We start from the raw sequence: 14,076 nt of genomic DNA on the forward strand, positions 1-14,076 counted from the left end.
CGACTTGATTCTAGCCAAGTCTAAATATGTGTTGAAGATGATTTTTTATGTTACCTGGGGTTGATTTATATGTTTTCCTGTCAATCCTTCTTCGGATTTGTTTGAGCAGCTTGTGGGCTATTCCATGCATGTATATTTCGTTTTCAATCGATCCTGGGGTGTAGGTCGACCGCCTGCGTTGCGCTGTTTGATTGGTTGTGGAGAACGCCTCCTCCCAATCGCAGTTCCATGCTGCTTTTGCAAATTTTTCATTGTTGGCCTCGAAGTATTTGGTGACTTTCTTTGAGAGTTGGCGTGAATATCCCCAGAAGGATGGATCGCGCCAGAACCTTCGTTGCTCTTCTCTAAGAATGATCTGAGAGGAATTTTCGATCGTTTTTGGGGAAATCTTGTTCTCTTTGAGAAGTTGGCTGAGCAATCGGGCAAGCCAAACACCTCGGATTCCTGGGCTACGGTTGTAGTGGCGCTGGGGGCATTGTTTCCAGGACAGAGCTGTCGATAGGTTGATGGCAAGAATGAACTGCTCGAAAGGATCGAGACCCCCTTGGCGGAACGGAAGAAAGCTCACCTTCAGGCCTTTGTCTCTCGCTTTGAGTAAAGGCTGGAAATAACTCCAGAAATCAAAGACATCCTGACGACGTTCGATTTTGCCTCGCTTGGTTTTCTCATTCTGGAGTCTTCCCTTTAAGGCTTCGTCAACAAACTGCTCAAAGGTTTGGTGGTGGTAAAACCGCCGCAGTGAATAGATGTATCGCGAGTTGATGTAGTCGAGCTGGCTGCGGATGAAAATCACAATGTGAAGCTCATAGCCTGCTTCATCCGCCATCGCCTCAAGTTGCCGGATGCAGTCGGGATCGGTGAGCGGTACGGCGAATTGCTCCGCACTGAGAAGCCGATGCGATCCCTCCGGTTGTTGCTTGAAGAAAGCCTTCCAGCGCCTGCTCCTCTGTTTGCACAGCTCAGCCGCGAGTTTTTTCGGTTTGGGCTTGCAGTCCTCTGGGTTCTGCAGGTTCACGCCTTGGCTCTTTAGGAGATCACGATTGCGGTGCAGCCGTTCTTGGATGTACGTCGAGGCTGTTTTGTGTGTGCCGGCATGCACGATCAGCTGAGGCCGTTGGATCCCTCGGGGCTGGTTGCCTTCGCCTGATGTTTTTTCCGTCATGGCTGATCTCAATCCTTCGATTGCCCGATGGGTGGCCTGCGACCTTCGCTTGCGTTCATTCTCGCCTCGCTAATGCACGATCAGAGGCGGTGGCCTTCGCTACCGAAGATTGCCTGGACTGCCTGCCACGGCATCAATGCGCTGTTGCTTTTTCCCAGGGAGGTGCCCATCGGCATTGATTGCTGTCGCTCGATACCGCGGTTTCAGGCTGCGAAGGGTCGGTACCACGACAATGCAGGCTCCTCCCATCAACAACCAGAGCACGAGGCCGTTGCCCTGAAGATCCAATAAGGCTCCTCCAGCGAGGGGCGCCACGATGGCGCTTATGGCGAAGCACTGGGAAAACAGTGCCATGGCCAAACCCCGGTGCTCCGGTGGAGTCTCTTCAATGACCGCTTCTGTGGCGGTGGGAAGGAACGCTGCCTGGGCGAACGCCATCGGCAGCAGAGCTGCCAGCACGAGTGCTGTTCCGCTTTCAAAAAGGGACGAAAGAGCGACCAAACCGCAGCCAACACTGAATCCTGCAAGGCTCAGGCCTAGGCCGAAGGCAACGCTGCGCTCCGACAGCCAACGACCCACCGGCCACTGCAGGCTCACCAGCAGGGTCAACTGCAGAGCGATGAGGGCACTGCTATGGCTTTCGCTCAGGGCCGGTCTCAAGAGCCCCCCGCGCACTAAATCCAGGGGAAGTGCACTCTGCTGAAGGGCAAGGATTCCTGTGGCCACCACACTGATTACCAGCACTGGCAACAGGGGAAGCAACCAGGGCAGACGGGAGGTTGGCAGTTGATCTCCAGGTTCTGGGCTGTTACGGCTGAGGTCGCGATACGGCGGACCGTCTTGGAGCGGATGAAGGCTGATCAGCACTAAGACGGCTCCCATGCACACCGCCTCAACGCTGTATACCGTTCGCAGGGTGCCCAGGGTTGCGGCAGCGGTTCCGATCAACGTTCCGATGCCGATGCCGAGAGCATCGGCGCTGCGCACCAGGGCGTACCCCCTGCCTGAAGGCAAGCTTCCGCAACTCAAGGGAACGGCCAATTCGATCGCAGGCCAATACAACCCAGCTGCACAACCGAGAAGAAGTTGTCCAACGAGGTAGCTGTTGTAGTTGTCGGCCTGCAGCAAGATCAGATCCGCAGCAATCGCCAACAGCGTTGTGCCCCTGACTGGCCACGAGCAACGGATGCCTCGATCGAGCAGTGCACCGCTCAGAAGACGCACCACTGTGCCAATCAGGGCTGAGACGGCCAGCCCACTGCCAACCTCACGCGCAGAGAAATCGATCGCATGAAAGATCAGTGGTGTCATAAACATCACTCCGCCTGCACCGATGGAGGCCAGGAACCTCAGTCGGGTGACATTTCTCAGAGGTGATGGAAACTGGTTCCACCACCGCAGAGGGTCAGGCGTTGCTGCGCGGACGCTTAACAGGACGATGCATCGCGATGGGCTTGGTGGGCAGTCTGCTGCTCAGCACGGGCGGATCGTGGCCTGTTCGCTCCACAGAACACGTGGAGGTCAAGATCGATGGCGTGGTTTTACCTGTTTCCGTTGAGGAACTCGGTGCCTTTGTGCGGTCACCAGAGGGTGATCCATCGCAGTTCTCCCGATCGGAGCTGTCCACCTGGATGCGTCTTCTCGCTCCCGAAAGCAAAGAAGGGCTGATTCGTCTGCTGAAGGCTCCGGTTCTCTCCCGGCGCAGCCTCGGGCGTCAGATGCTCAGCAGCTGGGGAGCCGGTCCCCTTCTGGATGCGCTGGGGGAATTGATTCGGGTGGAAGACGGAGGGCGTATTAACAGTGCGTTGGTTCTTTCCACGCTCGAACTGCTGCTTGAACAGCAGGAGACCGTTTCGACATTGGATGTGCTGGAGGCTTTGCCAACCCAGCAGCTGCGTCTGGATCTCGATGCGCTCGTGGGTGCCGCCAATCGCTGGAAGCTGGAACTAAAGCGACATCACAGGCTGATGAACTCGCTTGGCCTGGAAGAAGCGCGTTTGCAGCCTCTCCCCCCAGGTGAGCGTTCGCCCTCGCCAGACGGGTCCCGTCCGTCAACGCTGTCCGTCGGCCATCGTCAGCGTCCATTGCAACTGGAACGCTGGATCCCCCAGTCGCCCCGTGACGATCGGACCTGGGTCTTAATCATGCCCGGCCTTGGCGGGGATCCCAATCACTTCCACTGGCTCGCTCGCTCGCTGATGAAGGCGGGCTGGCCTGTGGTGTTGCTTGAACATCCCGGCAGTGATGCCACTGCCGTTCAGGCATTGCTCGAGGGCCGTCAGTCGTTTGATGGCGCTGAGGTGCTCCAGCAGCGGCTGGCTGATCTTGAGGCGGTGCTGGATGCGCAACGACAGGGCGATTTGAACATCCCCGGAGAGGAGGTCGTACTGATAGGGCACTCCCTGGGAGCCCTAACAGGGCTGCTGGCCAGTGGGGCGGCAGTGGTGCCTGGGATGGATCAGCGCTGTGAAGGGGCGTTGGCTGGCTTGCCCCTCACCAACCTCTCGGAATTGCTCCAGTGTGAACTCGCTGCAGGGCGTGTGCTCGAAGGCAATGCGATGCTTCCGCTCCCTCGGGCGGTGGTGGGGCTCAACAGCTTTGGTGGTTTGATCTGGCCCCACCGCTCCAGCCAGGCGTTGTCACTTCCCATGCTCCTGGTCGGCGGCACGCTCGATCTAATTACCCCTGCTTTGGATGAGCAGGTGGCTCTTATGGTCGGACTGTCGCAGCATCCCGCCAGCAGGGTGGTTGTTGTTGAGGGGGCCAGTCACTTCTCGCCGATTCGTGTGGATGGCCAGGAGTCGGCCTCGCAAGGTGACGATCTCTTTCGACTAGGTGAGGAGCTGGTGGGGGTGAATCCCCTCAGCGTGCAACGGGTGATTGCCTTTGAAGTCATCGGCTTCCTCAATTCCCTCAGCGCCGGACCTTCCCGCCAGGATTCCCTCCACCTCAAGGATTCGACGTCAATGACGCGGTGGCATCGCTTGGAGCGTCGGCGGGCTTTGGAACTGATGGGTCAGTAACGCACGCGCGGATCGAGGGCTGCCACCAGCAGGTCAACGGCAACACTCACCAGCACCACCAAGGCGGCGATCACCACCACGATCCCTTGAACGACGGGGTAGTCCCTTTGGTTAATGGCTTCCTGCAGGCGTAGGGCGATGCCAGGCCAGGAAAAGGTGACTTCAATCAGCAGGGCTCCACCGATCAACGATGCCACGGTGATGCCGGCGATGGTTAGCACTGGTAGCAAGGCATTTGGGAGCCCGTGGCGCAGGATGACCTGACGCTCACTCAGGCCACGGCTGCGCGCCGCTTCCACGTAGTCGCCGCGCAGGGTGCGTCGCAGGTTCAGACGCAATGCTGTTGTGAAGGTTCCGCTGAGAAGCAGTGCCAGGGTTCCTGCGGGCAGGATCAAGTGACGCACGGTGCCCCGGAAGGCTGACCAGTTGCTCTGCAGCGCGCTGTCAAGCAGGAAAAAGCCGCTTCCATCAGGGGGAAGAAGACTGGGTGGGAATCGCCCGCCCACCGGCAGCCACCCCAAGCTGACGGCGAACACCAATTGCACCAGCATGGCGACCCAAAAGGGCGGCAGTGCATAGGTGCCCAGTCCGTAAAGGCGGCCGCCAAGATCAAGGGTTCCTTCCGGTCTGGCGATGCCGCTGAAGCCAACGCTCAGCCCGACCACAGCGGCCATCACCAGTGCGATGACGCTCAGCTCCAGGCTGGCGGGCAAAGTTTTGCCGATGATCGTCCGCACTGGCTCCTGGTTGATCAGGGCCTGTCCCAGGTCTCCATGGAGTAAACCGTTGAGATAGGTGAGGTACTGATCCAGCAACGACTGATCCAGTCCCAGCCGAGCTCTCATGGCAGCTTTGGCGGCAGCAGGTGCCCGGCTGCCGAGGACCGCATCCACCGGATCCCCAGGGGCGACGCGCAGCAGCAGGAACACCAGGCTGGCGATCAGCCACAACATCAGAGGCGCCAGAGCGAGGCGGGTGGCGCTGTAGCGGGCTAGGTCTCGGGCACGTCCCATTAGTTGTTTGTCGTTCCTTCGAATCGGCGCTCCAGTTCAGAGAGCATTAACTGACCACTGCCATCAAATTTTGGAGGGCTGAGGTTCAGTTGGGCCCAGGCTCGAGGTGAATCCAGCCAGACGGGGATGTAGGCGGCACCGTTGGCCGAGAGATGTTCCACGCGATCCAGGGCGTTCCGACGTGCGTCACCAACCAGCGTGTCGGTTTCTAGAAGAGTGGTCTGCAGACCCGGTGCACTCCAGAAGCTGCCGCTGATCGCCGCTTCACCATCGACACAGTTGTCGCCCTGCACCGATGTGCAGCTCAATAGCGGCGTCAGATACGCCTCAGGGTCGGGGTAGCTGCCACGCCAATCCAGCATCACGGCTTTGAAGGCACCCTCCCCCAGTTGGCGGTAGATGGTTGTGGACTCAACGCCATCAAGCTCCAACACCAGGCAGTCGGGGAGGTCACGTTGCACCTGGGCCTGCCAGGTGAGGGCTAGCAGTTTGTCGGCGGGCACATTGGAGCGGAAGGTGAGCGGAAAGCGCAGGGGGCGGCCGTTGCAGTAGCCAGCAGCCCGGAGCAGTTCGCGGGCCTGGTTGGGGTTGTGTTTCGGCCATGAGGCCAGGGCTCCGCCGGGAAGGCTGGGGGGCACGAGCGCCCGAAGCGGACGGCGGAGGCCGTAGCTCACCCGCTCACTGATCTCAGTTCGGTTGAGACTGACGGCCAGGGCACGTCTCAGGTTGGGGTCCTGGAATGGATCCTGATTGCTCAGCAAGGTGATGTAGCCGATCTCCATCGCCGGGCCAACAGACTCGTGCAGGTCTCCTGCGATGGCCTGTTGATGCAGGGTATGGCGTTGGTCTTCGTCGATGGAGGCGGAGAGCAGCAGATCCACCTCGCCACTGCGCAGAGCCCCATACAGCGCCGTGGAGTTGCTCAGCGTGATCAGATCCAGCCCGTTGTTGCGTGGTGCCTCCCCCCAGTACTGGGCAAAGGGTTCCAGCCTTTGCTGATGTTCGCTGAAGCGGGTCAGCTTGTAGGGGCCTGTTCCAACAAAGCGATCGTGCAGAAACCGGTCCTGGTGACTGCTGTAGGCCTTCGGTGAAATGGGGGTGAGGTTGATGGACGTCAGTAACCCACGCAGTGAAGTGGATGGGCGATTGAGGCGTAGACGCAAGGTATGAGCGTCCGCTTCCTCTACCGATGCGATGCGATCGCCCACCACGTAGCTGAGGGTTCCAATGTTGAGGAAGCGCCGCAGGCTGAAGGCCATGGCTGCGGCGTTAAACGGCGTTCCATCGTGGAAGCGCACATCGGTGCGCAGTGGAATGGTGACGGTGCGTCCGCCATCACTCAGGACTGGAGCCGATGCCGCCAGGCGTGGCTCCAGGGATCCATCACTCTTTAGGCGGTAGAGCGAATCCCCCAGGGCGCTGATCAGTTGCGTTGCACTGAGGGTGCTGGCTTGAGCTGGATCGAGAGAACTGATTCGTCCTGCTGATGCCACCGTGATGCGGGTGCTCGGGGGTGGTGCTTGACAGCCCATCTGAGCGAGGGCCAGAACGAGCCCTATGAGCACCCCACCGCACGTCCGTGTCGTGGGGCGATCGGTGCGCTTCAAAGGGCCTCGGGCATCAACTGGTCGGCCTATTCAACAGCGAGTTAGCCGACCTGGCGAATCCGCTCCATGGAGATTTCGAACACCGGTGAACCCTCGCTTCTTTGAAGAGGCCAGCGACGGACCCAGCAGCGATCGTGATCGCCATCGACGCCGATGACCTGATACGTGTTGTCATCACTGTCCAGGTTGACGCAATCCCCTTGATGCACAGTCATCAGGTTGATCCCCTCCTGCAGAGAGCAGCCTTGACCCGGGACCGAACAGATGAGGTTCTGCATGAACCGTTTCGTGCACAAATCCGTGGATCCGGACCTGGGCTGTGAAAGTTCTTGACATTCTGACGTATGCCCGGACCCATCCGCCAGTTCTGTTGGTCTCCCTAGAGGCAGCCGAGGTGAGCGGCCAGGCCTAAAACCTCAGGGAGGGCCTGGATCGCTTCGAGAGCCTCATCCATCTGGCGTTGACTCACTTCATGGGTGATCACAACGATCTCGGCTCCGGCGTCACTCGCATTGAACTGCACGATCGACTGGATGGAGACTTTGCGTTGGCCGAAGCAGCCGCCGACATTGCCGATGACTCCCGGGGCATCTTTTGTCTTAAAACGCACGTAATGGCGTTGGCGAATGTCGCCTGACTCGACCAGGGCGCAGGGCCGCCAGCTCCCCGCGGCCAGTAAGGGGTCCACCTTGCCGGGGCCGTCGCTGGCCTGGCGAATTCCGGCGATGTTGAGAATGTCGGCAACCACCGCGGAAGCCGTCGGGCCGGCCCCCGCTCCAGGGCCGTAGAACATCACCCGGCCGATCGGATCACCTTCCACAAGGATGGCGTTGTTCACACCGTTGACGCCCGCTAGAGGGTGGTCCTTGGGAACGAGTGTCGGCTGCACGCGCAGAGAGAGCGGCAGCGGATCGCCACTTGCCGCCATCCGCTCAGCCACAGCCAGCAGCTTCACGCCATAGCCCAGCTGGTTGGCGTAATCCACATCCACACCCTGAAGGCCACTGATTCCTTCGGTGGGAACCGCGGCGCGCTCCACACTGCCGCCGAACGCAAGGGTGGCCAGGATCGCGATCTTGTCGGCTGCATCGAGGCCATCCACATCCGCTGCCGGGTCGGCTTCGGCATACCCGAGGTCTTGGGCATCCTTGAGCACCGCGTCGTAGGCGGCTCCCTCCTCAGCCATCCGGGTGAGGATGTAGTTGGTGGTGCCATTGATGATGCCGCTGACGCGGTTGATGCGGTTGCCACCAAGGGACTGCTTCAGCGGCTCAATGATGGGAATCCCCCCACCGACAGCGGCTTCGATCAGCACGTACACCCCGGCGGCTGCAGCGGCTTCAGCGATTTCCTGGCCGTGGCGTGCGATCACGGCCTTGTTGGCGGTCACCACGGATTTGCCTGCTGCGATTGCCTGAAGGATCAGGCTGCGGGCTGGTTCCAGGCCACCGATCACCTCCACCACAACGTCCACCGCCGGGTCCTGAATCACCGCCGATGGATCGGTGGTGAGCAGGCTCTCGTCCAAGACCACGGGGCGGGGCCGGCTCAGATCGCGGACGGCAATCCGGATCAGCTCAAGTTCATTGACCAGCGGGTGGCGTTCTCCTGGACTCTGGAGGATCGAAGCCACTCCACCGCCAACCGTGCCCAGCCCCAGGAGACCCACGCCGACCTTTGCTGCCATTCCCTGATCCGTGTTGCAACGATTTTGAGCGACTCTATGTATTGGCGTGATTTCGCCTCAGTTCTCCAACTGCCTGGCCTGTTCCTGCATGGCCAGAAGGATGTTGAGGAAGCCATTGGCGCGCGAAGGCGTCAGGCTCGCTTGTAAGCCTGTTGCAGCAATAAAGGCTGGGTCCACCGCCTGCACCTCGGCCGGGGTCAGCCCATCCAGACCCTGGATCAACAAGGCCAGAAGCCCCTTGGTGATCAGAGCATCGGAGTCTCCCCGCCAGCGCATCACCCCGTCATCCAGGGCGCCCCGTACAAAAACCTGAGACACACACCCCTTCACTTTGATCTCTTCGGTTTGCTCTTCTGCCGGCAGAGGAGCAAGCTTTTTTGCCAGCCAGAGCACGTATTCGTAGCGGCGTTTGGGATCAGCAGTGCCGCCCAATCGCTCCACCATCCGGTCGAGGGCATCACTGCCAGTGCTAGTGGCCATGGCGGGCTCAGTCGTTTCGACGTCGCACGCTAACCAGCAGCCCCACTAACACCAAGCTGAAGGGGAACACGACCACCTCGTTCAGATTCACGGCGCCATCGTGAACCGGGAGCTCCAGGTAGTCGCGGTGGCCTGGACCACCGTCCACCTGAAGATCGACGGTGCCGTTGACCACTGTGCTGAGATCGAGGCTGAGGCGTCCGTCTGCATCGGTGCGGCCCAGTTCTTGCCCCGGGGTGCCATCGGCATTGAGCAATCGCACAACGGCTCCTTGGGTGGGTTCCCCGTTGGAAAAGTTGCTGCTCAGTTGCAGATCACCATCGAGATAGTTCAGAGCGCTTTCGATCTGATGGGCTTTGGCGGGAGCCAGAACCGTGCCTTGAAGAACCGCGCTGAGTAGGACCAGTGGAGTCAGCAGACGCAGCATGGAAGAGCGATCAATGGAGCCCATGATGCGGTGAGTCAGGTCGGCCGACCAGCACCCTGCTCCGTGATCCATCCTGTAAAAGGAAGATCCCAGGGATCGCGGGGCAGCAGCTCGGTCGCCATGCAGGCCGAGGGCAGCACCACCCAGGCTGGTGTGGTGGCCCAGGCGGGATCCGCCCTGAGACGGTCGTAGTAACCACCGCCGTAGCCCAGGCGGATTCCATCACGGTCAATCGCTAGCGCCGGCACCAGCAGCAGCGCCAATTGATCGGGCCGAAGAGCCTCTCCCTCGGCGGGCGCAGGAATGCCGCAGCCATCCGGCTGAAGAGGTTCTTGGGTCCAGCTCCGATAGATGAGTCCTCCTTCGCCATCGGCGACCGGCAAGGCCAGCGGCGGATGGAGAACATCACGCAACGGACGTAAATCCGCCTCACCCGGTAGGGGCCAGTAGATCCCCACATATCCGTTGCCGCAGATTGACCTGCCGACCAGGTTCACCACCGCTTCCTGGATGGCGCGGGTGGCAACCTCTCCCAATTGGCGCTGCTCTCTGAAGTGATGGCGCAGCATCTGCTTTGCGCTCATCGCTGCAGCCACGCTGTCAGAGCGACCGCCAGGGCATCGGCCGCATCATCCGGCCTTGGTGGTTCATTCAGATTCAACTCCCGCATCACCGCCTCCAGGACTTCGTCTTTCTCGGCATGCCCAAAACCCGCCACGGCGAGTTTGATCTGCATGGGAGGGAATTCCACCATCGGGATCTTGAAGCGAGCCAGCGTCATGACCACGACTCCGCGTGCCTGAACCACGTTGATGGTGTTGCTCGATCGGTAGAAGAAAAACTTCTCCACGGCGGCCAGATCCGGTCGCCAGATCCGGATGAGTTGGCGTAGGTCACCAGCGATTTCAACCATTCGGTCACCATCCGAGCGACCCGGGTCGGTCTGGATGATGCCGCAGTCGAGCATGCGCTGGCATCCGTCGTCGATGTCGATCACCCCGTAGCCCACCCGGGCCAGGCCCGGGTCGATGCCGAGGATGCGCATGGACTGATTGTGGTGGGATCAGGCGGCGAGGGCCAGTTCGAAATCAGCGCGATCGCTGCTCTCACTTCGTTCAAACACCTTGCAGAACACCTTGACCACACGGTCACCGGAATCCACCTGTTCGAGGGGGTCTTTACGCAGACGGTGCCGCAGGCAGCAGGAGGCGACGCGGGCGACATCTTCTTCACTGACTTCGGTGCGCCCCTCAAAGGCGGCCAGGGCCCGGGCGGCTCGGTTGGTGACGATGTCACCCCGCAGGCCATCCACATCCAGCTCACCGCAGACGGCGGAAATGCGCAGGCGCAGATCGTCGTCGATGGTTACCTGGTCCAGGCGCTGCTGAGCTTCCACCACGCGTTGCTGAAGGGCATTCTGATTTCCCTCCACAGCTGTGCTGAAGCCATCGGGATCACCGTCAAAGGCGGTGCGTTGGTCCACCACCTGAACCCGCAGCTCTGGATCGCGCACGGTGCGCACCTCAACGCTCATCCCGAAGCGATCGAGCAGTTGGGGACGTAGCTCGCCTTCCTCCGGGTTGCCGGAGCCGATCAAGACAAAACGAGCGGGGTGGCGTACGGACACCCCTTCCCGTTCCACGGTGTTCCAGCCGGAGGCGGCCGAATCGAGCAGCACGTCGACAAGGTGATCGTCGAGCAGGTTCACCTCATCCACGTAGAGGAGGCCACGGTTGGCCTTGGCCAGCAAACCAGGCTCAAAGGCGCGAACACCTTCGCTCAGGGCTTTTTCGATGTCGATGGTGCCGCAAAGACGGTCTTCCGTCGCACCCAGAGGGAGGTCCACCATTGGCACCTGCCGCGGCTCGGTGCTCAGGGTTTCCCCCTGTTGCATTCGCTCGCTCACCTCACTGCTCTGGAGGTCGGGATCGGTGGACGAACTGTTGTAGGGGTCACCAGCCACCACCTCGATGTCGGGCAGCAGATCCGCTAAAGCTCGGATCGTGGTGGATTTACCCGTGCCGCGGTCCCCCATGATCATTACGCCACCGATGCGTGGGTCGATCACGTTGAGAAGCAGGGCCAGCTTCATCTCCTCCTGACCGATCACTGCAGTGAAGGGGAAGACCCTGCGCTTCCGGGGTGCAGTCACGAGCAAATCTGTTGGCGTGCTCAGGATTGTTTCACAGGCTGCACGGTGAGGACCTGCGGCGGTGTGGCATCAGCGGGATAGATCAAGCGAACGCGCACTTGCTTGCCTTCCCCTGGTTTGAGCATCACCTGTCCCAGGGACGATCCCTGCTGACCCTGGCGCAACACAAGATGCTGCGTCTGACGTCCCTGGGGAACACCCTCTGGATCCTCTAGACCCGTGGTCTGGATGGGCCCCCGGAACATGACCGGTCCGTTGAGGTCATCGCGGAAGCGCAGGAAGGAGGTTTGGCTGTTGCCTTTGAGGGGTGAATCCAGAGACAGTTGCAGCTTCACAGGGGCTGAACCGGTGTTCTTCAGGGGCAGGGTGAGGTCGTATTCCACCCCGTAGTTCCCATGGGCGGCCCAGGCTGTTCCGGGATAAAACCTCTCGAGCTCAGCGGTTTGAACCTGTTTGGTGGCGAGGGTTCCGCGTTCCAAACTGCTGATCGGCCATGAAATGGGTGCCTTAGGTGCGGCCAGAACATTGCTCCCTGGGTCGGTTAAGCGCGCCCGCCAGCTGCTGCCGATCTGAACACCGCTCACCCGTGAATAGATGATCTTGCCTTTGCTGCCCCGTGGGGTTGGTTGATGCTCCTTGCTGCTCAAGCGTCGGCTTTTCAGCAGCTGAAGCCAGTGCTGATCGTTCGGAGCCTGTCCATCGTTTCCATGGGCAGCCAGGGTGGCTATCGCCACGGGGGCGGAGCTGTGGAACCGCAGTTGCAGATTGCGACCATTCAGCAGTGGGTCGAGACCTGCGACTGGAATGGGCAACAGCATCAGCCGTGTGGGTGAGCCTGGAGGAAGGGTCCAGCGACGGCTGGAGAGTTCCGGTGCGCTTCGACTTGCCAACAGATCTCCGGCGACGCGGCTGCCAGGTCCAGCGGCCACAACCTCGGTGGTCTCCTGCATCAGGCTCGGCAAAGGGAGGAAGGGAGCTTGGGTTTGGCCTGGTTCCGTCGCTTGAGATAGTGAGGTGCTTCCCGAGAGCAGCTGCAGGGTCACCGGAGCGTCTTCCAGGGGAGCCGCCAGAACCGCCAGCCATAGAGTCGACGTTGGACTGCCTTCCGCATCACCGGCATAGACGTGGTGGCTGAACAGGTCAAAGCGGCCGTTGAGCACAACGGGAACGGACGCTGCATCCCCATCTGGAAATGTTGAAATCAGGATGCCGTCGTTCTGAATGAGTTCGGGGTTGTTGTCGTTCACCATCAACACGCTGTCGAGGGCTCCCGGTAAGGGGCGAACGCTCTGCTGACGCTCAATCACCTCTGCAGAGACGGGCATCGCCGCAACACTCACCCAAGCGGCGGAGAACAGAGCGGCGAGCTTCATGGTTTTGGAGGGGCAGGGTTGGGTTTCAGATGCGGTGCCATGGCGGCGGATAGCTGACGAATCAGTTCCGTGGATCTGGGGTCGTTGAAGGGGCCTTTCACCAGAAATCCCGCCACAGCGCGTCTGCCGTCCGGCAGTTCGATCAGACCGGCATCGGCGTAGGCAAGTCCGATGTCACCGGTTTTGTTGTAGACGCGGTATCCCTTGCGGGCCAGGCTGTCGTCGGGTGCACCCTGAGCACCACCCAGGCCGCGCATCAAGCCCGTGGGTAGAAGGGTGTTGGTGACTGACGTCCCCATCACCTCGCGAAATAGATCCCGGCTTCGGGGACCTAGGACCTCGCCGCTATCCACCAAAGCGATGGCACGGCTTAGATCCCGTGCACTTGTGGTGTTGGTTCCATCGAGATCCGGCAGCCAGTTGTTTACAACGGTTGCTGGGAGGTCCAGCGCCTGAAAGCGGGCATTGATCTGCTCCATTCCCCCTGCCCTGGCAATCATCAGATTGGTGGCGGAGTTGTCGCTGACCCGGATCATTTCTGTGGCGACCTCATAGGTGGGGAAGCGGCTGCCCAGCGGTCGGGAGGCCATCCATCCGGCGCCTCCACCCACCAGCTCTTGGGTCAGCGTGAGGGGCTCGTTCCACTGAAGCGTTCCTTGGTCCAGCAGTTCCAGCACTGCCAGAAGGATCGGTGTCTTGATCGAACTGGCGGCTGGCATGGGGCGCTCCGCCTGCATGGCTGCAAAGCGACCGTCGTCCAGGACGAGCATGTAGGCGCTGGCCTGCAGATCGGTCTGTTGGTTGGCCAGTTCCACCCAGCGCTGGGACAAGGCCTTGATTTCCTGCTTTGGGGCAAATCGTGCCTGCTTAAGGACCTTCGCTGCTGCCGGCGCAAGCTTCTTGTCTTTCGAGGCCTCCTTAATGGTTTGGGGCTCCACGGCTTCACCGAGCAGCGTTGTGATCACCGCTTGATCGGCCAGCCAGCTGGGCAGTGGAATCTCCTGCTGCTGCACGCGCGGTGCCAGGAGTCTGAGGCCCGTGCCTGTGAGCAGTCCCAGGCCGACTCCCATCAACACAAGACGCAGGATGAGCCGAGCCGGCCCTCCCCAGCTTGCGGAGCGACGTGAAGAACGACTGTTGGTCAACCTTTCA

14 protein-coding genes are annotated in these 14,076 nt (G+C 60.6%); 1 reads left to right on the top strand and 13 read right to left on the bottom strand.

All coding sequences use genetic code 11. The features are described from left to right. Positions 1-10: 10 nt before the first annotated feature. Complete coding sequence (locus FZZ92_RS00550) at positions 11-1,162, bottom strand: hypothetical protein (protein ID WP_226422322.1); 1,152 nt, start codon at positions 1,160-1,162, stop codon at positions 11-13. A 99-nt stretch (positions 1,163-1,261) separates the two neighbouring features. Continuing rightward, the gene (locus FZZ92_RS00555; RefSeq protein ID WP_255613936.1) at positions 1,262-2,533 is read right to left on the bottom strand and encodes an MFS transporter; all 1,272 of its coding nucleotides are present in this window, start codon (positions 2,531-2,533) and stop codon (positions 1,262-1,264) included. Between the two features lie 5 nt (positions 2,534-2,538). Here FZZ92_RS00555 and FZZ92_RS00560 point away from each other — a divergent pair, with 5 nt between their 5' ends. Beyond that, complete coding sequence (locus FZZ92_RS00560; RefSeq protein WP_226398868.1) at positions 2,539-4,185, top strand: alpha/beta fold hydrolase; 1,647 nt, start codon at positions 2,539-2,541, stop codon at positions 4,183-4,185. Here FZZ92_RS00560 and FZZ92_RS00565 read toward each other — a convergent pair. The 11 genes from FZZ92_RS00565 to FZZ92_RS00615 form a co-directional block, all read right to left on the bottom strand. After that, complete coding sequence (locus FZZ92_RS00565) at positions 4,179-5,198, bottom strand: ABC transporter permease (RefSeq protein WP_226422323.1); 1,020 nt, start codon at positions 5,196-5,198, stop codon at positions 4,179-4,181. The two genes, FZZ92_RS00560 and FZZ92_RS00565, sit on opposite strands and share 7 nt — an antisense overlap. Beyond that, the gene (locus FZZ92_RS00570; protein ID WP_226398892.1) at positions 5,198-6,730 is read right to left on the bottom strand and encodes an ABC transporter substrate-binding protein; all 1,533 of its coding nucleotides are present in this window, start codon (positions 6,728-6,730) and stop codon (positions 5,198-5,200) included. Before FZZ92_RS00570 ends, FZZ92_RS00565 begins: the two co-directional genes overlap by 1 nt. 116 nt (positions 6,731-6,846) lie before the next feature. Continuing rightward, the gene (locus tag FZZ92_RS00575) at positions 6,847-7,020 is read right to left on the bottom strand and encodes a hypothetical protein (protein ID WP_370520009.1); all 174 of its coding nucleotides are present in this window, start codon (positions 7,018-7,020) and stop codon (positions 6,847-6,849) included. Positions 7,021-7,184: 164 nt separating this feature from the next. Next, complete coding sequence (locus tag FZZ92_RS00580; protein WP_226398866.1) at positions 7,185-8,492, bottom strand: homoserine dehydrogenase; 1,308 nt, start codon at positions 8,490-8,492, stop codon at positions 7,185-7,187. A 57-nt stretch (positions 8,493-8,549) separates the two neighbouring features. Further along, positions 8,550-8,972, bottom strand: coding sequence for a SufE family protein (locus FZZ92_RS00585; protein WP_115095239.1), 423 nt, complete (start codon positions 8,970-8,972; stop codon positions 8,550-8,552). A gap of 7 nt (positions 8,973-8,979) precedes the next feature. After that, complete coding sequence (locus tag FZZ92_RS00590; RefSeq protein WP_226398865.1) at positions 8,980-9,399, bottom strand: hypothetical protein; 420 nt, start codon at positions 9,397-9,399, stop codon at positions 8,980-8,982. A gap of 35 nt (positions 9,400-9,434) precedes the next feature. Further along, complete coding sequence (locus tag FZZ92_RS00595; RefSeq protein WP_115095241.1) at positions 9,435-9,983, bottom strand: 5-formyltetrahydrofolate cyclo-ligase; 549 nt, start codon at positions 9,981-9,983, stop codon at positions 9,435-9,437. After that, positions 9,980-10,444, bottom strand: coding sequence for a crossover junction endodeoxyribonuclease RuvC (gene ruvC, locus FZZ92_RS00600; RefSeq protein WP_115025320.1), 465 nt, complete (start codon positions 10,442-10,444; stop codon positions 9,980-9,982). The genes FZZ92_RS00595 and ruvC overlap by 4 nt, the downstream gene beginning before the upstream one ends. An 18-nt stretch (positions 10,445-10,462) precedes the next feature. Then, positions 10,463-11,551 carry a magnesium chelatase ATPase subunit I gene (gene bchI / locus FZZ92_RS00605; protein ID WP_226422325.1) on the bottom strand — a complete coding sequence of 363 codons (1,089 nt, stop codon included), beginning with the start codon at positions 11,549-11,551 and terminating at the stop codon, positions 10,463-10,465. A gap of 20 nt (positions 11,552-11,571) precedes the next feature. Then, entirely contained in the window at positions 11,572-12,924 is a 1,353-nt protein-coding gene (locus tag FZZ92_RS00610) for a DUF3370 domain-containing protein (protein ID WP_226398863.1), read from the bottom strand. Next, positions 12,921-14,069 (bottom strand): serine hydrolase, encoded by a 1,149-nt coding sequence (locus tag FZZ92_RS00615; protein ID WP_226422326.1) that lies wholly within the window; start codon positions 14,067-14,069, stop codon positions 12,921-12,923. The genes FZZ92_RS00610 and FZZ92_RS00615 overlap by 4 nt, the downstream gene beginning before the upstream one ends. Between the last annotated feature and the right edge of the window lie 7 nt (positions 14,070-14,076).

The sequence above is a fragment of the Synechococcus sp. MU1611 genome (genome assembly GCF_020514255.1).
GTDB lineage: Bacteria > Cyanobacteriota > Cyanobacteriia > PCC-6307 > Cyanobiaceae > Parasynechococcus.